The organism is Candidatus Magnetaquiglobus chichijimensis (assembly GCF_045865675.1).
GTDB classification, from domain to species: domain Bacteria; phylum Pseudomonadota; class Magnetococcia; order Magnetococcales; family Magnetaquicoccaceae; genus Magnetaquiglobus; species Magnetaquiglobus chichijimensis.
This window is the reverse complement of the sequence record NZ_BAAFGK010000004.1, coordinates 1,290,944-1,316,477: the sequence shown is the minus strand read 5'-3', so window position 1 is coordinate 1,316,477 and position 25,534 is coordinate 1,290,944. Positions and strand designations below refer to the sequence as shown.

Genomic DNA, 25,534 nt, shown 5'->3' with positions numbered 1-25,534 from the left:
AATGGCAGGCCGATGATGGGTATCACTTTGGACACAGCATAACGGATCCATCCGGATGCTTCAATGATATGCAAGCTAAAAAAAATATATCAAACTCCCTTTGCCGCGGTGCGAGAAAGAAATATTGTAGACTGACCCGATCCGGGAGACTCACGGCTGGACAAGCGCACAGGGAACCATTTGCCCCATGGATCTCGCCAATCAGATTCAGGAAATGCTCGATCTTTCGCGGCTGCATCTCGGGATGGATGCGACCGCCAAGGTCTCCGAGGCCGTGGACATGGCCTGTCGGTTTCATCAGGGACAGGTGCGCAAGCTGGATCGCGCCCCTTATGTCACCCATTGCATCCAGGTGGCCAAGAGCTGTCTGGAGTGGGGGCTGACCGATACCCAGGGGGTATGCGCCGCGCTGCTGCACGACGCCCTCGAGGATGCCCCGCCGGCCATGGAGGCCGAACGACACATCCGCGCCTTCGACCCGGTGATTCTCAACCTGGTCGAGGCCCTCTCCAAGATCCGCAATCTCCAGACCGGCAGCGGGGATCTCCCCGCCACCTACCGGCGCATCCTCATAGCCGCCTCCCAGGATCTGCGCGTCCTGCTGGTCAAGACCTTCGACGTGCTCCACAACTCCTCCTCCTTGGAGGTGCATGGGGTCACCAAGGCCAAGAACAAGGCCAGCCTGGCCCTGATCTACGTCGGCGTGACCCGCCGTCTGGGGATCATGGAGCTGGCCGACTCCCTGATCGAACTGACCCTGCCGCATCTGATGCCGGTCCAGTACCGTCGCGCTGAAAAAACTTTGGAGGATTTGCGCGCCCGAGGCGCGGCAAGCATGCAGAAGCTCGCCCAGAACCTCGACGTGGTGGTGGGGACCGGTCTGGCCGAGGGGTTCGTGATCGAGCCGAAACGGATTTCCGATTTCTTTTATCTCACCGAAAAACCCGGCACCGGACGCCTGCTCCTGATCGGCTGGCCGGTTTTCCGGGTCCGGATGCTGGTCGAGGACGACGATACCGCCTGGCGCGTGCTGGGCAAGATGCATTCGCTTTTCGGTCCACTCCCGCGTCATGTGCGCGACTATCTCAACGCCCCCCGCGTTAACGGCTTCAAGGCCCTGACCACGCGCATCATTTGGGATGGCCATCCGCTCAACATCCACGTCGTGCGCAAGTGCGACGAAAAACCCAATCGCCTCGGCGTGCTCGCCAAGTGGGGCAGCAGCGGACCGGATCCGTCCCGCTACATGCGTCTGCTGGCCACCCTCGGGGATAGCGATCTGCGTATGTCCGAGGTGCATGCCCACGTATTGCCGGACATGCTCGATGTCTATACCCCCAAGGGGGATCGCTTCACGTTTCCGGTCGATTCGGTGGTGGTGGATTTCGCCTACATGGTTCATACCGAACTCGGCGAACGGTGCATCGGCGCCAAGATCAACGGCATCCCCCGGCCACCGGAATACCCCATGTCCGATGGCGACGTGGTGCGCATCCTCACCGCCAAGAACGCCAAGCCGCAACGCGCCTGGCTCGAACACGTCAAGACCGCCCGTGCCCGCACCCTCATCAAACAGGCCCTGAAAAATCAGGAGGCCACGGTGCGTGGCATCAACCGCAATTTGGTCAGCGGCACCTTCCAGCTCACCTCCCTGACCGGCAAGGATATCCTCTGGTCCACCTGCTGTCTGGCCGTGCCCGGCATGCCGATCGTGGGCCGGCTCTCCGAGGATGGTCGCTGGATCGTCCATTCCGCCGACTGCATCAAGATCCAGGGTGTCCAGTGGGAAAAGGGTCAGTGGGCCGTGCAGCCCGGCTCCGAGGCGCTGGTCATCACCTTCACCGTGCGACATCGCGCCGGCGCCTTGCTGGAGGTGCTGGAACTCCTGGCCAAGATGGGCATCAACGGTCAGACCATCCAGGGCAAGGGGCGGACCGCCGACATCTATGTGATCAGCATGGAGATGGATGGCAAGAAACCGGTGGTGTTGGGCAAGGTGCTCCACGAACTGCTGCGCGTCGATGCCGTTCAAGAGATCTTGAGCTATGGTTGGCGTCAACCGTATGATACCGGTTCATCCCACCCTTCCACGCGCTCCGACGATTGAACCTTCAGCGGATGAAAGACGACATGAAGATCTTGATTGCCGATGACGAGGCGCACAACCGCCTGTTGATGGAAAAGATCCTCTCTCCGTACGGACATTGCGATCTGGTGGTCAACGGCAAGGAGGCCATTGAGGCCTGCGAGATGGCTCTGCTCGATGGCGATCCTTACGATCTGGTCTGTCTGGACATCATGATGCCGGAGATGGATGGTCAGGAGGCGCTGCGGAGCATCCGCGAGCTGGAGCGGGCACGGAATTCCGAGGATGGCGAGGAGATGGTCATCTTCATGGTGAGCGCGTTGAACACCGAGGAGCAGGTGGTGCAGGCCTTTTTCCGTGGCGGCTGCACCGACTATCTGGGCAAGCCGGTGACCCGCGACAAGGTGCTCGAAAAAATGCGCCAGTACAACCTGATCGACGAATGATCCTCGCTCTGGAGCGACCGAAAGGCGGTGGTCACGGTCGGAGGGCGTTCCGGGCGCGCAAACCGCACGTCGCCGTTCCTGGATCGGGGGACGCCGTGCTCTCCGGGGCCTTCCGTGCCCGAAAAATTCGCTGGTCATCGATAATCCATGGAAAAACCCCGTCTGCTTATCGTTGATGACGTGCTCACCAACGTCAAGGTGCTCGCCGAGACCTTGCGTGGCGAATACACGGTGTCGGTGGCCAGCACGGGACGGCGCGCGCTGGAGCTGGCCGGTCAGGAGCCTCGTCCGGAGTTGATCCTTCTGGATGTGATGATGCCGGAGATGGACGGCTACGAGGTGTGCGTGCGCCTCAAGTCTCAGCCCGCCACCCGCGACATTCCGGTGATCTTCGTTTCCGCCAAGATGGATGCCGCCGACGAGGCGCGGGGGTTCTCCCTGGGCGCGGTGGATTACATCGTCAAGCCGTTCAGCAAGAGCGTGGTCCTGGCGCGGGTGCGCAGTCAGCTCGATTTCAAACGGCATCAGGATTCGATGCTCGGCATGATGGCCGATCTGCAACGGGCCAGGGATGCCGCCGAGGCGGCCAATCGCGCCAAGAGCGACTTTTTGGCCAACATGAGCCATGAGATCCGCACCCCGATGAACTCCATCATCGGCATGACCGAGCTGGTGCTCGAAACCGAGGAGGATCCCACCCGGCGCAAATATCTGAGCACGGCCTTGACCTCGGCCCGCGGCCTGTTGCGGCTGATCAACAACATTCTGGATCTCTCCAAGGTGGAGAGTGGTCAGTTGCACCTGGAGTCCGTGGTGTTCGATCTGCGCCAGGTGGTCGAGGAGTCGCTGGAGTCCATCGCCATTCTGGCGCGGGCCAAGTCCTTGGAGTTGACCTGGCAGGTGGATCCGACCCTGCCGAACTGTCACATCGGCGATCCCACCCGGTTGCGCCAGGTGTTGATGAATTTATTGGGCAACTCCGTGAAATTCACCGACCTGGGCCGGATCGGGATCCAGGTCGATGGGGTGTCCGACGGGGTACGGTTCGCGGTGCGGGATTCGGGCATCGGCATCCCGGAGGAGCGGCAGGCGCGCATCTTCGACCGTTTCACCCAGGGGGATCCCTCGGCGACGCGCAAGTATGGGGGAACCGGACTCGGCACCACCATCGCCAAGGAGATCGTCGATCGGATGGGTGGGCGGATCTGGGTGGAGAGCACGCCCGGAGAGGGGAGCTGTTTTTATTTCGTGTTGCCGATCGAGCGCGCTCCTGGCGTGCCGTGGTGTCGGGAGCGACGTTCGGGGCGGCGTCGTGGACCCCACAAGGTGCCGATGCGGGTGCCGCTGAACGTGCTGCTGGTCGAGGACGTGGAGGCCAACCGCATCCTGGCCATCACCCGACTCGAACAGCGCGGTCACCGGGTCACCGTGGCCCATGACGGCGTGGAGGCCCTGGAGGCCCATGCCGGTCACCGCTTCGATCTGATCCTGATGGATCTGCAAATGCCGCGCATGGACGGTTTGACCGCCACCCGCGCCATCCGGGCACGGGAGGAGGAGGCCGGAATGGCCGAACATCTGCCGATCATCGCCCTGACCGCCCATTCGATGGTCGAGGATCGCGATGCCTGCCTGGCCGTGGGCATGGACGAATACGTCTCCAAGCCCATCGATTTCTCCCGGCTGTTCGAGGTGATGGCGAGCCTCTTTCCCGCCAGCCCCACCTCGGTCGCGGATCTGTCGGTCTCGGACCGCGAAACCATGCTCAAGGCCTCCGGTCTGCCGGAGTTGATCGGGGTGGATCTGATGGCCGGTCTGGGCATCTGGCGGGATGCGACCAAGTACCGGCGCGCCCTGCTCGGTTTCGTCGGGCGGCATGCCGGGGATGGGGCGCGCATCCGTCAGGCGGTGGAACGGGGCGATCACCGGCTGGCCGAGGTGCTGACCCATGCCTTGAAGGGGGCGGCGGGCTCGTTGGCCGCCACCGAACTCGAGGAGGCGACCCTGGCCCTCGATGGGGGATTGCGTACCGGCGCCCGCCATCTGGATGCTCTGGTGTCTGGTGTCGAGGGGACTTTGGCCAGGGTGGTGGTCGGGTGTCGCGCCCTGACCGAATCGGGCCAGGGGGCGGACGAGGGGGTGGAAACCACGCTGGAACCCGGTCCTGCGGATGCCGGACGGGTGGAGATGTTGCGTCGCATTGATGCGGCGCTGGATCGTGGCGATGCGTTGCGGGCCGAGGGGTTCATGCCTGTTCTGATGGCCTGGCTGGGGGGGAGCCGTTTTGAGGATGTGGCGCGCGCGGTGGCCGTTCAGGTGGAGGAGATTGATTGCGTTCGGGCGCGGGAGATTCTGCTGGGCCTGATGCACGATTTGGGAATCGGAGAGCATGGAGACTGAAAAGAGTCGCTTCAAGATTTTGGTCGTGGATGATGAACCGACCAATCTCAAACTGTTGCGCGAGGTGTTGCGTCACGAGCATGATCTGATTTTCGCGCGTAACGCCGCCGAGATGTTGCGTTTTGTCGAGGACGGTCCGGATCTGATCCTGCTGGACATCATGATGCCGGACATGGATGGCTATACCGCCTGCGCCCGCTTGAAGGATAATCCGGCGACACGGGAGATTCCGGTGATCTTCGTGACCGCCCGCGGCGAGATCGAAGACGAAGTGCGCGGCCTGGAGGTCGGCGCGGTCGATTATTTGACCAAGCCGATCCAGGGCGGGATCGTGCGGGCGCGGGTGCGGATCCATCTTCAGTTGCGCGAGGCCCGGCGGATCATCGAACGGCAGAACGAGGAGTTGCGCACCGCAGCCCGGTTGCGGGATGATGTGGATCACATCATCCGTCACGACCTGAAGGCTCCGTTGAACGCGATCATTGGCATGCCCGGCGCGTTGATCGCTGACTGGGGTTTGACCGGGGAGCGGGCGGCAGCCTTGCAGGTGATCGAGGATGCGGGTTTTCGCATGCTCGAGATGATCAACCGCTCGTTGGATCTCTACAAGATGGAGCGTGGCTGTTACGAACTCAAGGCGCAGCCGGTGGATCTGGTGCGGGTGCTGCGGCGGATTCTGTCGGAGATGCATCGGTTGATGCTCGCCAAGGGGGTGGGGGTGCGGATCGTCTCCCAGGGGCGGGCGTTGGCGGGCGGGGATTTGTTTCTGGTGGCCGGCGAGGAGTTGTTGTGCCACTCCATGTTCGCCAACCTGATCAAGAACGGTCTGGAGGCTTCGCCCAGGGATGCGGTTCTGGAGGTGGGGATGGAGCGGGAGGGCGGGGAGGCGGTGATTCGGGTGTGCAATGCCGGCGCCGTGCCCGAGGAGATCCGTGAGCGTTTCTTCGAGAAGTTCGTCACCTCCGGCAAGCGTCAGGGGGTGGGTCTGGGCACCTATTCGGCCCGACTGATCGCCACCACCCTGGGGGGCTCGCTGTTTCTGGACACCTCCCGCGCGGGCGAAACCACCCTCGAGATCCGTCTGCCGGCGGGGTGAGGAGGATGCGGAGGAGAACGGAGAGGATCTTTCCAGGGATTTCCAGGGTGAGGGTCGCCCATCGCGACGCTCCTGGTTGACTTGGAGAGCTGGTTGTCCTCTCTGCCGTGAAACGTTCAGCATGGAGGCCGGATCGGCGCGCGTGCGGGCCAGCCTCGAGCTGGACGCTCCGTGGAGAGGGGATCACTCCCGGAAGCCGGCGAGGGAGTCCTGGAGCCGGGCGTAGAGTTCGCGGGTCCAGGGGATGTGATCCTGGGCGCGAATCTCCTTGTCTCGACGCAGATCATACGGGGCGACGATCACCTGGACGTTCTCCATGCCGGCCCAGGCGGTGAGCACGAACAGCTCTTCGATGGCCCGGTCCCCAAGGGCGATGCAGCCCACCGATTCGCTATCCCCGTGAATGAAGATATCTCCGCCGAGCTGTCCTCGGCGCTCCAGATCGGCCATGGCGCGATCGAAGGCGTTCGGATAGTCGAGTTTCATCGACAGATGATAGGCGCTGTTGGGATTCAGGAAGGTGATCCGATAGACCCCTTCCGGGATCTGCTTGTCCCCCTGGCGTCGCTTGGGCCCCAGATCCCCGCTGAAGGCGGTGAAGGGGTAGCGTTTGATGAGCTTCATCGGTCCATCCCCGTCCGCGCCCCACAGTTCCAGACGCCGCTCCTTCTTGAAACCCAGCAGGGCCAGGCGCGAGGAGGGGTAGGGGAGTCCGGCCAGCTTGAAATCCCGCATCAACCGCGTGCGCACCGATTCGTCGTAGCGCTCCACCACCTGTTGCACCTTGGGGGGATTTTTGTCCAGGGCCAGCTCCCGGCTCATGGCGCGTCGGGCGTTGCGGGTCTCCACGGGCAGATTCTCGTCGCGCTCGAAGGTGACGTCGTAGTATTGGCCCCCGCTCCACTTGGACTGGCCGAGATTGACGCACCCGGAGAGACCCAGGGCGAGGGCGAGCAGCAGAGGGATGGCGTGGTTGGGTTTCAAGATTCGTTGGATGGGCATGGTCATGTTGGGTACGCTCCATTCGTGGAGAAAGGGGCGCATCGTCAATCGATGGCCCGGCTCAGACGAATGGGAGCATTAAAGCAATAAACATACCATTTATTGGTATGAGTTTGAAAAATGAATGGCATCGGGTGCGCGGGGAGCAGGGAACGCGCCCTTCGTTCCCAGGCGCGTTCTTTGCTCCCCGCGTTCTTTGCTCCCCGCGTTCTTCGCTCCGCGTCGAGCATCCCTGTTCTCCGTCGCGCCGGAGGTTAATGGGGCAGGGGTTTCCAGCCTGGATGGTCGAAATGACGACCATAGAGATCCAGGGCGCGCACGATGATCGCCGCTCCCGAGGATTGACCCTGTTTGGCCTCGAGAACCTCGCTGCCGTGCAGGATTTCCATGAGGATCCGATGCAGTTGCAGATCCGCCTCGGGCTTGAGCTTGCAGTTGCGGGTGATATGATTCAGATGCGCGCGCATCTTCTTGGCCAGGGTGGTGTAATTCTTGGCCGTGTAGGTGCCGGCGTGGATGCGTGGCAAGGCATCGCGCATTTCGCGCTGAATCACCTCCATTCCCTTGCGCAACGGCGCGTCGGTCGGCCAGGGCTTGCCGTTGTTGAGCGAGACGCCGGCCTCGTTTTTCTGATTGGCCTGATGTTCGCCGTGATCGACCGCCGTCCAGCCGGGCACGGCGATGGTCAGGAGAAACAGGGCCAGTATGGTGCGGGTCAACCTGTGTTCGCGCGACATGTTTGCATGAACCTCGTCTGTTGCGGATGTGGCTCCATCGAGGACAAGAATCCCTTAACATGGAACCATAGAGGATATCCGCAATCCATGCAATCGACGATAAACGCTTCAGGCCAGCCAAAGCGATTTTATATCCCCTGATGTTTTCTTTAATCGATTCCTGCGCGGGAGGGTGGCCGATTCCGAGTGCTCGATGGGGTGATCGCATGGTTTGCCAGAGAGACCAGGATCGGGTATCATCTGAACCATTCCCATTTCGATCCACTGCAAGGAGATTGACGATGAAGAGAGTCGCGCGGGGCTGGATGGCCCTGTTGTTCGGGGTGAGTCTGTCGGGATTTGGAGCGGCGTGGGCGGCGCAACCGGCGGGTGAGGTGAGCGGCGAGGGTCGCCTGAACAAGGTCGATGCCGCCAAACGGGTGGTGAACATCGATCACGGTCCGATCGAGGCCCTGAAATGGCCAGCCATGACCATGGACTTCCAGGTGCTGCCGAACGTGGATCTCAAGGCGCTCAAAACCGGCAAGCCGGTCAAATTCACCCTCAAGCAGCAGCCGGACAAGAGCTACGGCATCCACGGCATCACGCAGACCCCATAGCCTGCGCCATCTTGATAAAGCGTCCTGTTTCGCGGGGCTTGTTGTGCAAGATGCGGGATAACTTGCCATGAGGGGATCTCACACCCCGGCTTGATGGACCTCCCTTCGGGAATTCCATCAAGCCGTGGACCTTTGATCCTCCATCCCCTGCAACCGTGGGATCCTGAAGCGTGACGATTTTTCAACGGTAAAAACGACACATTCCAGACCGGGTGCGGTTCAGAACTCCGAACTTCCCTTGGGCCTCCAGGTGTGCGCCAGCTCCTGGGCGCGGGTCAGTTCCTGGGGTGACATGATTCTGGCGAGCGAATCCCGTTCCCGCGTGGCCTGCTCGTCCCCCTGGGCCGCGGCCAGGTTCAACCATTTGTGCGCCTCCACGCTGTCCTGGCCCACCCCGTGCCCGTAGCGGAACAGCATGCCGAGATGGAACTGGGCGGCCACGAACCCTTGTTCCGCAGCCTGGCGGAACCACTTCTCCGCTTCCAGATAGTCCTGCCGCACGCCGTTGCCGTTTTTGTGCAACACGCCGAGATTGTTCTTGCCCACGGCACTGCCGGCCTCGGCGGCGCGTTGATACCAGCGCATCGCCTCCTCGACCGAACGGGACACCCCCTGTCCGCTCTCGTAAAGCACGCCCAGATTGTTCTGCGCGTCGATATCCCCCTGTTCCGCCGCCTTGCGATACCACTTGGCCGCCTCGGCGAAATCCTGAGGCACCCCCTGTCCCTTTTTGTAGATCAACGCCAGCGCGTGCTGGGACTTGACCATCCCGTGTTCGGCGGCATCGCGCAACCACTGCTCGGCCAGACGCGGTTCCGAGGCGAGGGCCTGCCCCTGTTCGTACATCAGCCCCAGGTTCTGGCGGGCGATCAGATTGCCCTGTTCGGCGGCCTTGCGAAACCATTGGGCCGCCTCGCGCACATCTCTGGGCACCCCCTGGCCCTCGTAGTACATCAGGCCCAGATTGTTCTGCGCCTCGGCGTTCCCCCTGGTGGCGGCCTGGAGATAGCGTTCCCGCAAGGTGTCCGGATCCTCGCAGCGGGCCACGACCGGCCAGAACAGCAGCGCGCCGGCCCACACAAGGGTCGAAAGGGTGCGGTTGGTTGTTTTCATGGGGCGATCTCCACGCTCAGGCGATCCTCGGCCAGTCCCAACTCTCCCGAGAACTGGGCGCGACACTGATCCAGAAACAGGGAATCCGGTCCGTCGATGGGATAGAAATGGGTCAATAGCAGCCGTCGGACCCTGGCCATGGCCGCCAGCCTGCCGCACAGTCCGGGGGTGAGATGACCCTCCACCTTGTCGTCGTCCAGGGTGGAGCACTCCAGGAGCGCCAGATCGGCTCCGGTCAGAAAACCCGCCAGCCCGTCATCCCAATCGGTATCCCCGGAGAAGACGATGGCGCGGCCCTGATGCTCGAAACGGTAGGCGCGGCTGGCGAAACGGTCGGAGTGCGGCGTGGGGTGACTCAGGATGGTCAGACCGTTCATGTTCCAGGCCAGGGGGGCATCCTGGACCAGAAACGGGAATCGGGTCGGGGGCGCGGCCACCGGCGCGATGATGCGGTTGAAGAAATCGGTGAAACCCGGCGGACCGTGCAGGGTGAAGGGTTTCTCCCGCGTCAGGCCGGGCAGGCGCATGGCGTGGACCATCGGGGTCAAATCGCCGATGTGGTCGGCATGCACATGGGTGATGAAGGCCCCGTCCAGATCGCGGAAGCTCGCGCCGATCCGTTCGAGTTGCAACAGGGTGCCGCTGCCGCAATCGATCAGGTATTGGCGGTCGTCCACGCCGAGCCAATAGGCCGGGGAGCCGCGTCGCAGCGAAGGGACACCGGTACCGCTGCCGAGAACGATGACCTTCATGGCGAGATCTTTGGGCTAGAAGATGTGGCCGTAGGGGGTATGCACCAGGGCGCGTACCACGGCGCACCAGCCCTTGCCGATGTTGATCGGATTGTACCCGCCACCGCCCACCGCCAGCATCCGGCCATGGCCGAGATCCTCGGCCAGACGCACCAGGCGGGAGGCGACCTGTCCGTGCAGGTTGGGGGAGAGACGCAGATGGGCCAGGGGATCCCCGGCGATGGAGTCCGCGCCGCACTGGAGGATCACGAACTCCGGACGCCCCTCTTCCAGGAAGCGGAGCGCCTGGGTCCAGCGCTGCATGAAGTGGACATCGCCGGAGCCGGGAGGCATGGGGATGTTGAGTTTGGTGTTTTCCGCCTCGCCCTTGCCGATCTCGGAGGCCTCGCCGGTGCCGGGATAGAGGTAGCGGCCATCCTCGTGGAAATCCAGGAAACGGACATGCGGATCGGATTCGAAGGCGTAGAACACCCCGTCGCCGTGATGGGCGTCGATATCGACGTAGGCGACGCGCTGAATGTCGTACTCCTCGCGCAGGGTGTGGATCACCACGCCGATGTCGTTGAAGACGCAGAACCCTCCCGCCTGTTCGCGGCGGGCATGGTGGAGTCCGGCGATCGGCACGAAGGCCCGACTGCATGCGCCGGCCATGATCTGACGCATGGCGTCGAGGGCGGAACCCACCACATACGAGGAGGCTTCATAGACCCCCGGAAAGGCCGGGGTGTCGCCGTAATCCAGATATCCCTCGCCGGTTTCGGACTGGCGTTGCACCCGTTCGACATACTCCGGGGTGTGGAAACGGGTCAACTCCTCGACCGTGGCCGGGAAGGGGTGGGCCACCTCCACCTGACGATCCAGTCCCTGAATTTGGGCTTCGTCCCAGAAGGCCTGCATTCGATGGGTGCCGAAGGGGTGTTCATCCGGAAAACCGTATGCGGCGATCTCGGGACCGATGGTGACGCGGACGATCTGGCGGGGCGCGTAGTCGGACATGGCGGAACATCCCTTCGGGATTGATGCAATGGGTCGATCCGGTTGACTCAACGGGTGATCACGACCTTCTGGTAGAGTCCGCCGAAAAAGGTTTCTTTATGGAGCGACGCGGGCGTCAGACCTTCGGGCAGCCAGGCGGTGATCTCCTGGTTCCAGGTATCCAGGGCGAACGGTTCCAGGGTCTTCAAGATGGGAATCATGATGTACCGGAACGGATTGGTCCAGGCCGGACGATGATAATCGACAAAAATCACCCGTCCACCTGGTTTGACCACCCGCAGGGCCTCGGCGATGGTCTGTTCGCGGATGCCGGCGGGTTGTTCGTGGAGCAGGAAAAAGAGCAGAACCTGATCGAACTGCCCCTCCTCGAAGGAGAGTCGGGTGGAGTCCTGATGGTGCAGGCAGACGTTGGGGCGTCGTCCCAGTTTGGATTGGAGATTTTTCAGTTGCACCGGGGCGATGTCGATGACGTGCAGTCGTGCTCCGGGGGCCAGCCGGTCGGCGAGCCTGGGGGTGAGATTGCCGTAGACGCAGGCGACTTGCAGGATTTCGCCGGAGATCGGGATGCCCATTTCCGCCAGGGCGGCGTCGCGCAGACGGGAAAAGTTTCCCCACAGAATGGCGTTGACCAGCCATTGCCGTTCGAAAAAGCGTACCCCGGAGGGGTGGATGTAGGCCCACCAGTAGGTTTGCTGCAGATAATCCGGAATGGCCAGATCGGGGGAGATGATCGAGGTGGAGCGTTGGGGCGAAGCGGCACGGCTGTCCATTCGGGGAATGGAGGCGCATGGTGCCACCATGGCCGGGGATTTTTTCATGGGTGTTCCATTGAGTTGGAGAGAACAACGACTGGCACCGTGAGGGAGAGGTTAACCAGCAGTTCAGGTTCTTGTCAATGCAACGTGCCGACCGGATTGGAGCGGAAATGGTGGGTATTTATGGTAATTCATTGTTTCTTAATATAAAGTCGATACAGTCCAAAGTGCTGTTTTTCGGCTTCGAAGTCAACGATCCGTTCCAGATCGTACCGTTGGCGCACCAGGTGGCAGTAGCGGTTCTGGGTGGGTTCCGGAACCTGGCACCAGAAATTGTCGTGGAAATAGATCCCGCCCCGATGTCGGGCAAAGAGAATCCGGTTGACGTAATCGGGTTGGTGATCGATCAGGAAGAGCTGTCCGGCCTGTTTGCCCCAGATCTGAAACAGGTTGGGGTTGTGGGTGAGGACGAAGGCGTCGTCCGGGAGTCGGTTGGCCATCTGGCGGGCGAAGGCCACGTCGGCGCGGGCGGCGCTCGCCTCGAAGGTGGTGGCGCGGGCGTGGGGCAGAAAGGGGAGATGGGCGGCGACGAGCAGGGTGACGAGCAGGGTGGTGGCGGTGGTTGGGTCGATGGCGAACCGTTGACGGAGTTGTTCGAGGCCCCATTCGGCCCCGAAGCCGGCCAGCAGCGCCAGCGGCAGGGCGGAGAGCAGGGAGAAGCGGATGTCGGCGCCGTAGCCGTAGCTGCCGGCGTAGAAGAAGAGGAACACCCCCCAGAACAACAGGAACCAGACGAGCAGCAGCAGGCGGTGCCGGGTCGGGATTCGCGTGGCGAACAGGCCGGTCAGGGCCAGCAGCGTGACCGGCAGAGGGAAGAGTCGGTTGTCCAGGTAGTGGAGGCCGTTGCCGGTCAGGTTGGACAGGAAGTTCTGGAAGCCAAGCGTCTGTCCGGAGCTTCCCCACGGGTGGTTGCGGAACAGATCGAGATGGAGGGCGTGGGGCAGGGTGAGGAGCGCGAGCAGGAGAAGGGCGAGCAGGAAGGCGCGCGGTTGTCGGGCGATGGGGCGCCCGAGGGGAATCAGGAGCAGGGGGACGAGCAGCAGGGATTCGGGTCGGAAGGTGATGGCCAGGGCGGTCGCGGCGGTGACCAGGAGCCAGGTGGTGGGGGCTGGTCTGGCGCGGGTGATCAGGGCGGCGCCCGCGGCCAGCGCCACGAACAGGGCGGCGGCGGGTTCGGCGGCGGTGGTGTTGAACCAGTGGAGATTCTGGGGATTGAGGATCACCACCAGGCCGGCGGCCAGACCGGCGCGCCAGCTCCCGCCCAGGGCCAGGATCAGCAGCAGCGCACCCGCGGCCATGCCGCCGAGGAGCGTGTTGTTGAGATGAAAGGCGGCCCGCTCCGATACGCCGACCAGCCGGAAGAGCAGGCTGGTCAGAAACGGGTAGCCGTTGGGTTGCTTGTTGTACTCCGGATGGTCGCAGCGGAACAGGCCATGTTCCGTGCCGCCGGCGTTGCAGAGTTGCGCCCGGTCGAGCAGGGCCAGATTCTGGCCGATGTTCAGATAGATGGTCTCGTCGTAGAAGATCCGATGGGTCTGCGGGGCGATGGTGGCGGTGGCCAGGGTGCCGCCGATGAACAGCAGTGGGAGAAGCAGCGGGGTCCGGCCCGGCAGACGGGTGCGGATGGGACCGACGAGGGATCGGACGACCAGAATCGATCCGATGGCCAGCAGCAGCGCCGTGGCGGCGAGGAAAGAGCCGTTCCAGCGCATCAGCCAGTCGATCCGTTCCGACTCCGGCCAGCCGCGCAGAAAGACGAACAGCGCGACCACGCCAGGCAGTCCGGTCAGCCAGAGCGCGTCAAGGGGGTGCGGGCGAAGCTTGGGCATGGTCGAGGGCGTTCAAATAGGCCGTTTCCAGGTCGAGACCGCCGAACCGTTCCAGACAGGCGCGCGGCGTGCCGGTGAAGAGGGTGGTTCCGCCGTGCAGAATGGCCAGGGCATCGCACAACTTTTCGACATCGGCCAGTTGATGGGTGGTGAAGAACAGGGTCACGCCTTGCACGCGGGCGGCGCGCCAGTGGGATTCAAGCAAGGCGCGTGCCTTGGGATCGATCCCGGAGAAGGGTTCGTCAAGAATCCAGAGCGGTTTGCGGCTCATCAGAATGGTCGCCAGGCCCAGCTTTTGGGTCATCCCCTTGGACAGGGCGCGGATGGGCGTGCCGAGAATGGCCGGGTCCAGGGCGAGTCCCTCCAGGGTGGCGCGCGTCGAGGCGGGGTCATCCGGGGCGCCGTGCAGCCGCTTGAACCAGCTTAAAAACTCCCCGACCCGCAAGGCATCGGGTGGCGAGAACCGTTCCGGCAGATAGGCGACGCTCCGGCGCGCCGCTGGCAGACGGCTCGATACCCCGTGAAGGCGGATCTCTCCGGCATCCGGGGGGTCCAGATCGAGGATCGCCTTGATCAGGGTGCTTTTGCCCGCGCCGTTGCCACCGATCAGGGCGAAGATTTTCCCTTCCGGCACGGCCAGGGTGAGACCATCCAGCACCGGGGTGGCCGAAAACCGCTTGCGGACCGCGTGGATGTCGATGGCGTGGCTGGTCACGGGGGCGACGGTTTCGTCAGGGGGTGGAGAAGGGGACGCTGGGTATCTTCCGTCATGATCCTCCTGGGGGGCAAGCAAAATCGTGCGTGTTCCCACTGGTCTCGGACCGATCCGTCATTTATGATTATCAACACAATACAAGCAGGATCAGACGGGTTGACCGTAACGGCGTCCGTCGAACCTTTCGTGCTGTTCCACCGCCAGTCAGGACGGCCTCAACGGGCCGCAAGGAGAACGGATCATGGCAAATGCGCTGGGTAAGATCGGAACCATGTTGAAGAACATGCTGCTCGGGCGCAAGCGTGTGGCCCATCACATGCAAGCCGGAGAGCGCTATCGGCTCGAGAACGGCAAACGACCGGGGGTCACCACCACCAAGGGAGGGCTGCAATGGGAGGTGCTCCGCGAGGGGAGTGGCGCCAGGCCGGGCTTTTCTGGTCGCGTCACGGTCCATTATCGCGGTTCGCTGGTCAACGGCGTGGAGTTCGACAGCTCTTACGGACGTGGACAACCGTTTACCACCGGTCTGCTCGATGTGATCTCCGGTTGGCGCGAGGGGTTGCAACTGATGAGCGAAGGGAGCGTCTACCGTTTCGTGATCCCGCCGGAACAGGCCTATGGCGGCACCGGCGCCGGTCTGTTGATCGCTGGCGGCTCGACGCTGATCTTCGAGGTTGAGTTGATCAAGGTGGAACAGGCGTAACCTCCGTCGCTTCCGGCAACGCGGCCAGTTCCAGAGCCAAAGCCTGTTTTTTCATCGCCTGTTCCTTCGGTGCGGGGTGAATGGACCGGACTTTCCGGGTCGTGGACTCTGGAACAAAAATTGCTTTCCATGAAGACAAGGGCCGGGTGGATCCGCTTGGTGGCGTTTTTTGTCATGGCCCCTGCCTTGAGGCAGGGCGCAAGCGTTCACCTGGTTACTTGTTTCAACACTCTTTTATCGAAGTTCGGACGCGTGTCCAAAGGGGAGGAACTCGCATGGAAGGGATCTTGGGCGTGGTGCTGGCCGGCGGACTGTCCAAACGCATGGGCGGGCAGGAGAAAGCTTTCTTGCCGTTCGGTGGACAGACCCTGCTGCAACGCACGCTGGTACGTCTGGAACCGCAGGTCGATACCCTGTGCATCAGCGCCAATGGCGATCCGGCCCGTTTCGCCGCCCTGGGTCTGACGGTGATCGGCGACTCCCGTCCGAATCATTCCGGTCCCATGGCCGGCATCGAGTCGGTGTTTCTGTCCAGCGACGCCTCCTGGGTGCTCTCGGTGCCGGTGGATCTCCCGTTCCTGCCTCTCGATTTGGCCCAACGCCTGAGCGAGGCCGCTTCGATCGGCGGTGCCAGACCGGTCATGGCCACCTCCCTGGGAAGGGTTCATCCGGTGGTCTGCCTCTGGCCACGCACCGCCCTGCCTGCCATACGCGCCGCCCTCGACGCCGATGAACGCCGTCTTCTCGACTGGTTCGCCACCCATGCCCACCATCAGGTGGACTTCTCCCCCGCGGACCCGAACGCCCAACCCGATCCGTTCCTCAACCTCAACGACCCGGTGGCGTTGGAGAGGGCCGAGCGGTGGCTCGTTCCATTGGCCCGCGGAGAGGCGGGGTGACCCGAGATCCGAAAAATCGGATGTCGTTCCGGCTCGTCCTTCTGGTGACCGTCTTGACCCTGATCGGCGTGTTCGGCATCCGCTGGCAGCAGACGAGTCAGAACGAACAGCGCACGGAAGAGATCGTCGCGGGGATCGAAGGGTCGCTCTCCAGCTCCATGGAGCGACAGACCGAGATCCTGCATGTCGCCACGCTGGGCATTCAACGGATCGATTCGATCAAAAGCGCCTATCTGGCCCGGAATCGCGCCGATCTCCTGCGCCTGAGCGCGCCGATCTTCGCCGAGTTGCACGTGGGTTCCGGCATCACCCATTTCTATTTCCATACCCCGGATCGCATCAGCTTCCTGCGGGTCCACACCCCCGATCACCACGGGGACCGCATCGACCGCGCCCTGTTCAAGCGGGTGGTCGAGAGCGGACAAGCCGCCTCGGGTCTCGAGGTCGGTCCGATGGGGACCCTGGCCATGCGGCTGATCTCCCCCTGGCGGGATGAGGGGGGGGTGATCGGTTATCTGGAGCTGGGCATGGATATCGATCCGTCGCTGGAGGTGGTGCGTGGCGCCTTTCCGGTGACCTTGCATCTGTTCATGGCCAAAATGGATCCGCCGCGCAACGCCGATGCCGATCAGAACGTCGATCTCTTCTCGAAGGAGTGGCGGAACTACTCCGAAAAGCTGCTGCTCCATCACAACTCCCCACCCCCTGCGGAGTGGCTGCTCCGGCTGGAATCGCAGTTCCTCATCCCCGGCAAGCGCGTTTGGTTTGAGATCTCCCCCAACAACGACCATTTCAACCTCGCCCGCCTGCCGTTGCGCAACATCGATGGCGAGGAGGTCTCCTTTCTGCTGGTGGTGTGGGAGATCACCGACGCCATGCATCGCACCCAAAGGTTGATCTTTGCCGGGATTCTGGCAGGGGTGCTGGGTGCGCTTCTGTTGCTGCGGATGTTCGGGAGACTGGTGGCCCGACTGGAAGCGAAACTGCGCCTGGCCGGACAACGCGAGGAGCTGCTCGGTCACATGCTGGATGGTTCGGTCCATTCGATTCTGTTGTTCGCATGGCCGGATCTGACCATTCGCCAGGCCAATCAGGGCGCCATCGACTCTTTGGGATATGACAGCGAGACGCTCCAGAGGATGCGGATCACCGAACTGGTGGACGATGACGACCAGGAACTTCTGGCCGGTCGCCTCGCACCACTTCGCGAAGGGCGCGCGGAGCAGATCGGCCTTGAATTGCATCTCCGTGGCCGAACGGGCGAAAAAATTCCGGTGGACCTGCATCTGCAACGCTTTGCGATCGGAACCAACGATCTGGGCGTGGCGATGATCCAGGAGATCGCCGCACGCAAAAGGCTCGAAGCGGAACGGATGCGCTTCCAGCAGGATCTTCTGGTGGCCAACGCCGAGTTGCTCGATCATGAGACCAGCCTGCGCATGATCTTCGAACATGCCCTGGAAGGGATCGTCACCATCGATGCCAAGGGGATCGTGGTGGATGTCAATCCGGCGGCAGAGGCGATGTTCGGCTTTACCCGCGTGCAGTTCCTCGGCCACGATATCGCGGAACTGATCATTCCCCCGGATCTGCGCCCCCTGCATCGCGCCGCGTTGCAACGGTTGGAAAAAGTCTCGGACGAGGAGTTCCAGGTCCGAAAGAAGGTCGAACTGCTGGGATTGCGCGCCGATGGTCGTCTGCTCGACCTGGAGTTGGGCATGAGCGCCATCCATCTCAAGGGGCGGCGCCACTTCACGGCGATCATGCACGACATCACCGAACGCAAACAGCTGTTGCGCTCCCTGCGCGAGACCCTGGACGTGGCCGAATCGGTGCATCGCATGAAAAGCGAATTCCTGGCCAACATGAGCCATGAAATCCGTACCCCCATGAATGCCATCATCGGCATGACCGATCTGTTGCTCAACACCCGTGCCGAAGCGGAGGAGCAGCGTCGCCATCTGGAGACCATCCAGCAATCCTCGGAGTCCCTGCTGGAGTTGATCAACGGCATTCTGGACCTCTCCAAGATCGATGCCGGCATGATCGCCCTGGAACGGATCTCCTTCGATCTCTCCGGCCAGTTGGAGAAGGCGGTCGAGACCCTGGCCGTCCGCGCCCATCGCAAGGAACTGGAACTCTACTGCGCCATCGACGACGATGTGCCGCCAACCCTGGTCGGCGATCCTCTGCGCTTGCGCCAGGTGGTGCTGCACCTGTTGAGCAACGCCATCAAGTTCACCGAGTGCGGCGAGGTGGTTCTGCGGGTCGCCCTGGCGCACGGGTTCGAGGAGCGCCGCGCCGACGCGGTGATGCTGCGCTTTTCGGTGCAGGATACCGGCGAAGGGATCCCCCTGGATAAACAGGCGGTGATTTTTGAGCGGTTCATCCAGCTGGATGGATCCACGACCCGCCGGCATGGCGGTACCGGCCTGGGACTGGCGATCTGCAAACCGTTGATCTCCCTGATGGATGGCGAAATCGGCCTGGAGAGCGCTCCAGGCGTGGGGAGTGTCTTTCATTTCACCGCCCGGTTTGGGGTCACGCAACGGTATCGTCCCGGCGGGGAGGATGCGGAGGCCGATGAACGACGCCCTGCGGAGAACCTGGGCACGCTGCTTGCCGCCACGCGGGTGATCCTGGCGGATCGACGCGAGACCGGACGGTCGATCGTCGGCGAGTTGTTGCGCGCCGCCGGGGCTACGGTCGAGGTGGTCGAATCGAGCAGTGCCCTGCGGGTCCGACTGGCGGAACGCACCGCGGAAGAGCCGGCCATCGATCTGGTGGTGCTCGACCACGGGGTGTTGCAGGGGGATGCGGTGGATCTGGATGAGTTGGATCGCTATGCCTCGGAGGGGGGCAAGGTGGTGCTGCTCGTGCCCACGACGTTGCGTCAGCAGGATCTCTCCTTTCTTGACTGGTTGCAAGGCGTCACCACCCTGCGCAAGCCGGTCTGGAAGTTCCGTCTGCTCAAGGCGGTGCGCACCGCGCTCGGTCGGGAGAGTCAACCCGTCGCCGAACAGATCGACCCCCAGGGGCGGGAGGAGACGTCCGGCATCACCCTCGAGATCCTGCTGGTCGAGGATCAGGAGGCGAGCGGCAAAGTGGCCGAATTGCTCCTGGAACAGGCCGGTCACGCGGTGAGTCGCGCCCATCGGGCCGCCGAGGCGTTGGAACGGTTGCGCGTGGAGAAGTTCGATCTGTTGCTGATGGATCTGGAGTTGCCGGAGATGGATGGCCTGGAGGCAGCCAGACGGATCCGTGCCTCGGGCGTCGCGGAGGAGGGGATGAATGGTCGGGTGCCGATCATCGCGGTGACCGCCCATGCCAGCGTTGAAGAGAAGAAATGCTGTCTGGAGGTCGGCATGGATGGCTATCTGGCCAAGCCGTATCGCGAATCCGAGTTGTTGGGGGTGATCGAACGGGTGATCAAGCGGCGTAAGATTTTCAAGTGTCGCCCGGAGCCGAAAAATGCCGGCGCGGTGTTGCGACACACGGAGATGACGGATGCGGAGTTTCTGGCCAAGGGGAGTTTTCTCGTTGCGCAGGTTCCGCCTTACCTGGAGGAGTTGCGGCGCGCGGTTCGGGGTCGCAACGGGGCCGGAATCGTGCGTCCGTTGCAGTGGTTGGGAGATGCGGCGCGGGAGGTCGGCGCCTGGAAGGTGCCGATTCAGGGAATGCGGCTGCGGGGTGGCGTGGAGCAGAACCGCTGGGAGGAGGCGGCTGAGTCGTTGGTGAAGCTCGAGGGGTTGTGCGCCGAGGTGCTGACCGCGATCGCGGAGAAGCTCACCACCATGCGGGACGGCGAGGGGTGATCCCTTGTGCCCTGGCCGGTCCGTTTTCCGCGCCATGCGGGACGGCGAGGGGTGATCCCTTCTTTTGCCCTGTCCGGCCCCGTTTTCCGCGCCATGCGGGACGGCGAGGGGTGATCCCTTGTGCCCTGGCCGGTCCGTTTTCCGTCGGTTTGGGAGATAGGATCCGATTCCCCTGTTCCCTGGAAGTCGCTGGACCGCACGGTCACCGTGCCTTCGGAGTCATCACGCCGCGAAGCTCTCCTCCAGGGGGCCGGCATCCATCAATCGGAGGCTCCAGGTCGCGGGTGATGCGGGACAACTCCTTGTCGAGGAACTCGAAACCCTGTCGCCAATCGATGCCGTCATGCGCTTCCGGCAGGAAGAAGGCCATGAAATCCTGGAAATAAGGAACCAGGATCTCCTTTCATGGGGTATCGAACTCATCCGATGGTTGTTGTGGGTCGTTCTGTTCCGGCATGAACGTCGAGGTCACTCTTTCAGGGGAGGATGCGCCGTGCGAACCATCAGAAGTCGATGTCGAAATGCACCGTGTCGCCATCCACCCGGGTGTGGACCGAAAAGCCGCACTTCTCCAGCACAGCCTGCATCGGACGGTTGTCCATGAGGGTCTCGGCGGTCAGGCCCGAAAGACCGGCGTTGCGGGCCATGTTGGCCAGATGGCGCATCATGAAGGTGCCGATCCCTTGACCCTGCCATTCGTCGCGTACCAGGAAGGCCACCTCGGCCCGGTTGGCGCCCCCCCCCTCGACGTTGTAGCCGCCAATCGAGACCACCCATTCGTCCTTGCCGTCGGTGATCACCCCCACCACCACCACGTCGCGGCGCTGGTCGATGAAGGTGAAGTTCTTGATGCGGTTGAAGGGGAACCGTTTGACGTGGCTCATGAAACGACGATACACCGTCCCCTCGGAGAGGGAATAGAGCATCTTCTTGATCGGCTTCCAGTCCGTGGGGCGCGAGGAGCGGAAGGTGATCAGTTGGCCGTTCTCCAGCAGCATCGAGGTGCGCAGTTCGCGTCCGCCGACCCATGTCTGCCCATCCACGTCGCCGATCTCCGGGCGCACGAAGCCCAGTTTCACCGCCCGTTTCAACAGCCGGGCGCGATGATCCGGATGGGCGATGCCGATCAGGGCTATGGCCCGCTCCTGGATCGTCTTGCCGAACAGATAGGCCACGCCGAATTCGCTGACCACATAGTGGACCACGCCGCGATTCAGCGCCACGCCGGCCCCAGGGGTGAGTTGATCGACGATGCGCGACACCCGTCCCTTGCGGGCCGTGGCGGGCAGCACGATGATGGAACGTCCCTCCACGGCGTTCGAGGCGCCGGTGTTGAAATCGAGAATGCCGCCGATGCCCGAGTAAAAGTGGGTGCCCAGGGAGTCCACGCACACCTGTCCGGTCAGATCGACCTGGAGTGCGCCGTTGATGGCCACCATGCGTTGTTGCCGGGCGATGTTGCGCACGTCGTTGACGTACTCGGTGCGTCGGAACGAGAAGATCGGCGCGTCATGCACCGCGTCGTAGAGCTTGCGGCTTCCCAGGGCGAAGCTGGTGACGATCTGACCATGGTCGCCGTCGCCTTCCGGCGCGAGAATCGCCCCGGCGGCGATCAGTTCGAGCACCGTGTCGCTGATCATCTCGGTGTGGATGCACAGGTTTTTCTTGCCGGTCAGATAGCGTATCGCCAGCTGCGGGGAGCGCCCCAGACCCATTTGAATGGTGGCGCCATCCGGGACCAGGGCGGCGATCTGCGGACCGATGCGTTCCAACGCCTCGTCCGGGGCCGGGAGGTGCATTTCGGGCAGGGGATCCTCGGCGGGAATCAGCAGGTCGAGATCCCAGACCGACAGGTTCGAATCCCCATGGGTGCGCGGCATGGCGGTGTTGACCTGGGCGAGCACCAGGGAGGCGTTTTCCGTGGCGCAGCGCACCACGTCCACGGCAACCCCCAGATTGACCTCCCCTTCCAGATCCGGCGGGGTCACCTGGATCATGGCGACGTCGATCGGCAGTTGGTTGCTGGAGAAAAGCCGGGGAATGTCCGACATCAGGATCGGGGTATGGTCCGCCAGACCGGCTCCCACCATCGGGCGCACATTGTCCGCGACGAAAAAGGTGTTGATGGTGAAGGTGTCGGAGAGTTCTTTTACGGCCAGGGGGAACTCTCCGGCCACGAACACCAGGATCACCTCGATGTCCGCCAGACGGGACCGTTCCTGGATCAGGGCGCGCACCAGGGTGCGCGGCACTCCGGCTCCGGTGGCCAGAAACACCCGTTGTCCCGGTTTGATGTGGCGTACCGCCTCCTGGGCGCTGGTGATCATTTTGGCGTAGCGGCTGGTCCACTGGGGATCCGGGGTGTGGGAGGGGTGTTTCATGGGGTGGCTCTCCCGGATTGAAGGCGCATTTCGCACTCCGTGGCTACGGGCGGCAGACCGGCGCGCCGGATGATCAGGGGATTGATCTCCACCCGTTCGATCTCCGGGAAGTCCGTGACCAGCAGACTGATCCGTTGCAACACCTCGGCCACTCCCTGCAACTCCGAATCGTTCATCTCCGCGCAGATCGCGTGGATCTTCTGTTGCCGACAGCCGGCACGCAGCATGGCGATCGCCTCTTCGGAGGTGACCGGAGCCAGTTGGCAGATCATCTCGTCGGGCGGGGTGTTTTCGCCGCCGACGTGCAGAATCGGTCCGAACTGCCGGTCTCTCACCATCCCCAGGGCGGCATGCCGACCGTGGGCGAGATTCTTCTCCACGAACACCCCCTCCAGCCGCCCCTCGGGGACGCGCCGGGCAAAACGGAGGGTCAACAGGTCGAATCCATCCCGCAACGCCCGCGGATCGGGCAGATCGACGTGACGGGTCTCCATGTCGGAGGCCAGATGCAGCTCCGGCGAGAGCAGATGCAATGTCACCGGATAGCCGATCCGCTCCGCGCTCTCCAGCGCCTCGTCGATGGTGGTGGCGCTCTCTCCCTCGGGGATGACGATGCCATAGGCCTGGAGAATCTCCTTGGCGGTCATCTCCGGCAGTCGTGCCTGACCCAGCAGGTGATGCCGCTGAATCAGACGGCGCACCCGCGTGCGGTTGACCGGGAACTGACCCAGAATGCGCGGTCCGCGTCCGCGCCAGCGGGCATACTGATCCAGGGCCGCCAACGCCAGAACCGCCCGTTCCGGGGTTGGATAGCAAGGGGCGTGCAGGGAGTCCATCTCTTCCATGCCGGCTCGGGCATGCGTTCCGCCCATGAACACGGTCACCAGCGGTTTGCGGGTCGGACCGTCGGTGAGCAGCGCCCGCACGATCTCCACCGGTCGGGTGAGGGGCTGTGGGGTGATGATCGAGACTGTGGCGCCGATCTTTTCATCCGCTTCGATCGCCTTGAGCGTGGCCTGATAGTGGCGTGGCAGGGCCATGCCGGAGAGATCCAGCGGTCCGCGCAGATTGGCGCCACGGGGGATCTGGCCTTTCAGGGGAGCGGCCAGTGCCGGATCGAGACTCACCGAGGTCAGGCCGTGGCCGGCCAGGAGATCGGCGGTCAGAAGGCCCGGCCCCAGGCCGTTGGAGAGCACCGCCACCCGTCCGGAACGGGGCAGGGGGAGGTGGTTGAGCGCCATCAGGATGTCCAGCCATCCCTGAAAATCGTGGGCCTGGATGACGCCGGTGCGATCGCAGGCCGCGGCGAAGATCGACGGCGCATCCGGCAGGGACTCCTCGCCCGGTTCGCTGCCATCCGCCTGACTGGCGCGCCATTCGCTGCTGCCGCCCAGCAGCAGCACCACCGGCTTGCCGCGCGAGGCCTCGGTGGCGGCGCGCAGAAAGGTGGCCCCGTCGGTGAGCCGCTCCAGGTGGCAGGCGATCACCGATGTTTCGGAGTCGTGGGCCAGATAGGTCATGCATTCGGCCATGCTCACCCCGGCTTCGTTGCCCGGACTGAGCATTTTGGCGATGCCGAGGTGGCGGGCCGCCATCCAGTCCAGGGCCGCGGCGCCGATGGCTCCGGATTGGGTCAGAAGCGAGATCCCACCCGGCGGCGGATAGGCGACGCTCAACGAGCCGTTCAGTCCGAGATGGCGATGGATCACCCCGAGGGAGTTCGGGCCCAACAGGGGTACCTCCCGGTCGCGGCAGAGCTTGGTCAGGGCATCCTCGCGTTGCGCTCCTTCGGCATCCATGTCGCGGAAACCGTCCGAGATCACCACCAGCGACTGACAGCCGCGCGACAGAACGATCCGAGCCGCGTCCAGGGTCGCCTCGGCGGGCAGGGCCAACAGCGCCAGATCAATGCCACGGGGTAAATCCGCCACGCGGGTGGTCACCGGACGCCCGAGAATCTCCCCACCGTTGGGGTTGACCACATGAACCGGACCGGTGAACCCTCCGGAGAGGGCGTTTTTCAAGAGGGCGTGACCGAGTTTTTCCGCGTCGCGCGAGGCGCCGACGATCACCAGGGAGCGGGGGGAGAGAAGATGATTGAAAAGCGAGTGGTAACTCACGGGGGTATCGGACTCCAGCGGCATGCTTGACGGTCAGGTGGCGGGTTTTCCTGGACCGTTCTCGCGGCATTCATGACGGTCAAGAGCAGGGAGGCTCTTGACCGTCATGAATGAAAGAATCATGCCAGACCGACCTTGGAGAGCACGGGAACGGGATCGACATGCAGACGGGAGATGCCGAGCTTGCTTTTGGAGAGGCCCATGGCCAAGCCGAGCAGTTGCGCGAAGTTCATCTCCGGCAGATCGATGGTGCGTTGCACGGTCTTGGCCGCCAGTTCCTGGGATGACCCCATGATCATGTCGCAAAGCGTGCAGGGGGTGATCATGATCTGGGCACCTGCATCCTTGGCGCTCAGACAGTTCTTGGCGGCCATGGCATGCACTTCGTTCTTGTCGGAGAGCATGACATGGAAGCCGCAGCAGCGATCCTTGCCGCTGTAGTTGACCGGCACGCCGCCCATGATGGCGATCAGCCGATCCAGATGGGGGGTATCCTCGTTGGCGGCGTGGGCGAAGATCTCCTCCGGGCGCACCGAGTGGCAGCCCAGGAATGAGGCGATGCGCATCCCCTTGAGCGGACGGGTGATCTTGGAGCGCAGCAGGTTGGAATCCACCTGTTCGGTGATCACCCACAGCAGATGGCGCACCTGGACCTTGCCCTGATAGGGACGGACCCCGCCCTCGGCGAGCACGGCGTTGATCTTTTCCAGCAGTTCCGGCTCGTTCTGCAAGCGGTAGTTGGCCTGGGAGATGGTTTGCAGGCAGGTGTTGCAGATGGTCACCAGGTCGCGGCCCATGGCCTCGGCCTCGGAGAGGATGCGCGCGGCCACCGCCATGGCGAAGGCCGGCTTGGTCTCGCGCAGGCTGACCGCGCCGCAGCACGAGGCGCGCGGCATGTCGTGCAGGCGGATGCCCAGCTCTTGACACACGGCGCGGGCGGCCCAATCGGCCTCGCGCTGGATCTGTTTGGCCGCGCAACCGGGATAGTATGCGAATTCCAAGGACATGATGAGTCTCCTATTGTCGTCTG

At 63.2% G+C, this 25,534-nt stretch carries 20 protein-coding genes; 8 read left to right on the top strand and 12 right to left on the bottom strand.

What is annotated here, in order from left to right; translation table 11 throughout:
- Window positions 1–187 precede the first annotated feature (187 nt).
- The 4 genes from ACOY6C_RS09910 (at window position 188) to ACOY6C_RS09895 (ending at window position 6,028) form a co-directional block, all read left to right on the top strand.
- A complete protein-coding gene (locus ACOY6C_RS09910; RefSeq protein WP_420905311.1) occupies window positions 188–2,107 on the top strand; it encodes an HD domain-containing protein in 1,920 nt (639 codons plus the stop codon).
- A gap of 23 nt (window positions 2,108–2,130) precedes the next feature.
- Window positions 2,131–2,532 (top strand): response regulator, encoded by a 402-nt coding sequence (locus ACOY6C_RS09905; protein ID WP_420905310.1) that lies wholly within the window; start codon window positions 2,131–2,133, stop codon window positions 2,530–2,532.
- 147 nt (window positions 2,533–2,679) lie between these two features.
- Window positions 2,680–4,932: a response regulator gene (locus tag ACOY6C_RS09900; RefSeq protein WP_420905309.1), complete on the top strand. Its 2,253-nt coding sequence runs from the start codon at window positions 2,680–2,682 to the stop codon at window positions 4,930–4,932.
- Complete coding sequence (locus tag ACOY6C_RS09895; RefSeq protein WP_420905308.1) at window positions 4,922–6,028, top strand: hybrid sensor histidine kinase/response regulator; 1,107 nt, start codon at window positions 4,922–4,924, stop codon at window positions 6,026–6,028. Before ACOY6C_RS09900 ends, ACOY6C_RS09895 begins: the two co-directional genes overlap by 11 nt.
- A gap of 183 nt (window positions 6,029–6,211) precedes the next feature.
- Here the strand turns inward: ACOY6C_RS09895 and ACOY6C_RS09890 are convergent, their stop codons facing one another.
- Window positions 6,212–7,036 (bottom strand): L,D-transpeptidase family protein, encoded by an 825-nt coding sequence (locus ACOY6C_RS09890; protein ID WP_420905307.1) that lies wholly within the window; start codon window positions 7,034–7,036, stop codon window positions 6,212–6,214.
- 248 nt (window positions 7,037–7,284) lie between these two features.
- Complete coding sequence (locus ACOY6C_RS09885) at window positions 7,285–7,767, bottom strand: hypothetical protein (protein ID WP_420905306.1); 483 nt, start codon at window positions 7,765–7,767, stop codon at window positions 7,285–7,287.
- A 281-nt stretch (window positions 7,768–8,048) separates the two neighbouring features.
- Here ACOY6C_RS09885 and ACOY6C_RS09880 point away from each other — a divergent pair, with 281 nt between their 5' ends.
- Window positions 8,049–8,366 carry a copper-binding protein gene (locus ACOY6C_RS09880; RefSeq protein WP_420905305.1) on the top strand — a complete coding sequence of 106 codons (318 nt, stop codon included), beginning with the start codon at window positions 8,049–8,051 and terminating at the stop codon, window positions 8,364–8,366.
- 219 nt (window positions 8,367–8,585) lie between these two features.
- On the opposite strand, the gene ACOY6C_RS09875 is transcribed toward ACOY6C_RS09880, so the two are convergent.
- The 6 genes from ACOY6C_RS09875 to ACOY6C_RS09850 all read right to left on the bottom strand — a co-directional run bounded on the left by ACOY6C_RS09875 (window position 8,586) and on the right by ACOY6C_RS09850 (window position 14,586).
- A complete protein-coding gene (locus ACOY6C_RS09875) occupies window positions 8,586–9,479 on the bottom strand; it encodes an SEL1-like repeat protein (RefSeq protein ID WP_420905304.1) in 894 nt (297 codons plus the stop codon).
- Complete coding sequence (locus ACOY6C_RS09870) at window positions 9,476–10,231, bottom strand: MBL fold metallo-hydrolase (RefSeq protein ID WP_420905303.1); 756 nt, start codon at window positions 10,229–10,231, stop codon at window positions 9,476–9,478. The genes ACOY6C_RS09875 and ACOY6C_RS09870 overlap by 4 nt, the downstream gene beginning before the upstream one ends.
- Window positions 10,232–10,246: 15 nt before the next feature.
- Window positions 10,247–11,227 carry an acetoin utilization protein AcuC gene (locus ACOY6C_RS09865; RefSeq protein ID WP_420905302.1) on the bottom strand — a complete coding sequence of 327 codons (981 nt, stop codon included), beginning with the start codon at window positions 11,225–11,227 and terminating at the stop codon, window positions 10,247–10,249.
- A gap of 47 nt (window positions 11,228–11,274) precedes the next feature.
- Entirely contained in the window at window positions 11,275–12,045 is a 771-nt protein-coding gene (gene rquA / locus ACOY6C_RS09860; RefSeq protein ID WP_420905301.1) for a rhodoquinone biosynthesis methyltransferase RquA, read from the bottom strand.
- A gap of 128 nt (window positions 12,046–12,173) precedes the next feature.
- Window positions 12,174–13,871: a hypothetical protein gene (locus ACOY6C_RS09855; RefSeq protein WP_420905300.1), complete on the bottom strand. Its 1,698-nt coding sequence runs from the start codon at window positions 13,869–13,871 to the stop codon at window positions 12,174–12,176.
- Window positions 13,843–14,586, bottom strand: coding sequence for an ABC transporter ATP-binding protein (locus ACOY6C_RS09850; protein WP_420905299.1), 744 nt, complete (start codon window positions 14,584–14,586; stop codon window positions 13,843–13,845). The genes ACOY6C_RS09855 and ACOY6C_RS09850 overlap by 29 nt, the downstream gene beginning before the upstream one ends.
- 241 nt (window positions 14,587–14,827) lie before the next feature.
- Between ACOY6C_RS09850 and ACOY6C_RS09845 the strand changes: the two genes are divergently transcribed.
- From ACOY6C_RS09845 to ACOY6C_RS09835, 3 genes are all read left to right on the top strand, one after another.
- Window positions 14,828–15,289 carry an FKBP-type peptidyl-prolyl cis-trans isomerase gene (locus tag ACOY6C_RS09845; RefSeq protein WP_420905298.1) on the top strand — a complete coding sequence of 154 codons (462 nt, stop codon included), beginning with the start codon at window positions 14,828–14,830 and terminating at the stop codon, window positions 15,287–15,289.
- Window positions 15,290–15,564: 275 nt separating this feature from the next.
- The gene (gene mobA, locus ACOY6C_RS09840) at window positions 15,565–16,188 is read left to right on the top strand and encodes a molybdenum cofactor guanylyltransferase MobA (RefSeq protein WP_420905297.1); all 624 of its coding nucleotides are present in this window, start codon (window positions 15,565–15,567) and stop codon (window positions 16,186–16,188) included.
- Window positions 16,189–16,208: 20 nt separating this feature from the next.
- Window positions 16,209–20,003 carry a PAS domain S-box protein gene (locus tag ACOY6C_RS09835; RefSeq protein ID WP_420905296.1) on the top strand — a complete coding sequence of 1,265 codons (3,795 nt, stop codon included), beginning with the start codon at window positions 16,209–16,211 and terminating at the stop codon, window positions 20,001–20,003.
- A gap of 202 nt (window positions 20,004–20,205) precedes the next feature.
- Here the strand turns inward: ACOY6C_RS09835 and ACOY6C_RS09830 are convergent, their stop codons facing one another.
- The 4 genes from ACOY6C_RS09830 to ACOY6C_RS09815 all read right to left on the bottom strand — a co-directional run bounded on the left by ACOY6C_RS09830 (window position 20,206) and on the right by ACOY6C_RS09815 (window position 25,511).
- Window positions 20,206–20,373 carry a hypothetical protein gene (locus tag ACOY6C_RS09830; RefSeq protein ID WP_420905295.1) on the bottom strand — a complete coding sequence of 56 codons (168 nt, stop codon included), beginning with the start codon at window positions 20,371–20,373 and terminating at the stop codon, window positions 20,206–20,208.
- 133 nt (window positions 20,374–20,506) lie between these two features.
- The gene (locus tag ACOY6C_RS09825; protein ID WP_420905294.1) at window positions 20,507–22,384 is read right to left on the bottom strand and encodes a GNAT family N-acetyltransferase; all 1,878 of its coding nucleotides are present in this window, start codon (window positions 22,382–22,384) and stop codon (window positions 20,507–20,509) included.
- Window positions 22,381–24,504, bottom strand: coding sequence for an acetate--CoA ligase family protein (locus tag ACOY6C_RS09820; RefSeq protein ID WP_420905293.1), 2,124 nt, complete (start codon window positions 24,502–24,504; stop codon window positions 22,381–22,383). Before ACOY6C_RS09820 ends, ACOY6C_RS09825 begins: the two co-directional genes overlap by 4 nt.
- 119 nt (window positions 24,505–24,623) lie before the next feature.
- The gene (locus ACOY6C_RS09815) at window positions 24,624–25,511 is read right to left on the bottom strand and encodes a CoB--CoM heterodisulfide reductase iron-sulfur subunit B family protein (RefSeq protein ID WP_420905292.1); all 888 of its coding nucleotides are present in this window, start codon (window positions 25,509–25,511) and stop codon (window positions 24,624–24,626) included.
- Between the last annotated feature and the right edge of the window lie 23 nt (window positions 25,512–25,534).

What these genes read in the sequence shown, in the direction of transcription:
- ACOY6C_RS09910 (WP_420905311.1), top strand. Translation starts at nt 188, where the DNA reads ATGGATCTCGCCAATCAGATTCAGGAAATGCTCGATCTTTCGCGGCTG.
- ACOY6C_RS09905 (WP_420905310.1), top strand. Translation starts at nt 2,131, where the DNA reads ATGAAGATCTTGATTGCCGATGACGAGGCGCACAACCGCCTGTTGATG.
- ACOY6C_RS09900 (WP_420905309.1), top strand. Translation starts at nt 2,680, where the DNA reads ATGGAAAAACCCCGTCTGCTTATCGTTGATGACGTGCTCACCAACGTC.
- ACOY6C_RS09895 (WP_420905308.1), top strand. Translation starts at nt 4,922, where the DNA reads ATGGAGACTGAAAAGAGTCGCTTCAAGATTTTGGTCGTGGATGATGAA.
- ACOY6C_RS09890 (WP_420905307.1), bottom strand. Translation starts at nt 7,036, where the DNA reads ATGACCATGCCCATCCAACGAATCTTGAAACCCAACCACGCCATCCCT.
- ACOY6C_RS09885 (WP_420905306.1), bottom strand. Translation starts at nt 7,767, where the DNA reads ATGTCGCGCGAACACAGGTTGACCCGCACCATACTGGCCCTGTTTCTC.
- ACOY6C_RS09880 (WP_420905305.1), top strand. Translation starts at nt 8,049, where the DNA reads ATGAAGAGAGTCGCGCGGGGCTGGATGGCCCTGTTGTTCGGGGTGAGT.
- ACOY6C_RS09875 (WP_420905304.1), bottom strand. Translation starts at nt 9,479, where the DNA reads ATGAAAACAACCAACCGCACCCTTTCGACCCTTGTGTGGGCCGGCGCG.
- ACOY6C_RS09870 (WP_420905303.1), bottom strand. Translation starts at nt 10,231, where the DNA reads ATGAAGGTCATCGTTCTCGGCAGCGGTACCGGTGTCCCTTCGCTGCGA.
- ACOY6C_RS09865 (WP_420905302.1), bottom strand. Translation starts at nt 11,227, where the DNA reads ATGTCCGACTACGCGCCCCGCCAGATCGTCCGCGTCACCATCGGTCCC.
- rquA (WP_420905301.1), bottom strand. Translation starts at nt 12,045, where the DNA reads ATGAAAAAATCCCCGGCCATGGTGGCACCATGCGCCTCCATTCCCCGA.
- ACOY6C_RS09855 (WP_420905300.1), bottom strand. Translation starts at nt 13,871, where the DNA reads ATGCCCAAGCTTCGCCCGCACCCCCTTGACGCGCTCTGGCTGACCGGA.
- ACOY6C_RS09845 (WP_420905298.1), top strand. Translation starts at nt 14,828, where the DNA reads ATGGCAAATGCGCTGGGTAAGATCGGAACCATGTTGAAGAACATGCTG.
- mobA (WP_420905297.1), top strand. Translation starts at nt 15,565, where the DNA reads ATGGAAGGGATCTTGGGCGTGGTGCTGGCCGGCGGACTGTCCAAACGC.
- ACOY6C_RS09835 (WP_420905296.1), top strand. Translation starts at nt 16,209, where the DNA reads ATGTCGTTCCGGCTCGTCCTTCTGGTGACCGTCTTGACCCTGATCGGC.
- ACOY6C_RS09830 (WP_420905295.1), bottom strand. Translation starts at nt 20,373, where the DNA reads ATGGCCTTCTTCCTGCCGGAAGCGCATGACGGCATCGATTGGCGACAG.
- ACOY6C_RS09825 (WP_420905294.1), bottom strand. Translation starts at nt 22,384, where the DNA reads ATGAAACACCCCTCCCACACCCCGGATCCCCAGTGGACCAGCCGCTAC.
- ACOY6C_RS09815 (WP_420905292.1), bottom strand. Translation starts at nt 25,511, where the DNA reads ATGTCCTTGGAATTCGCATACTATCCCGGTTGCGCGGCCAAACAGATC.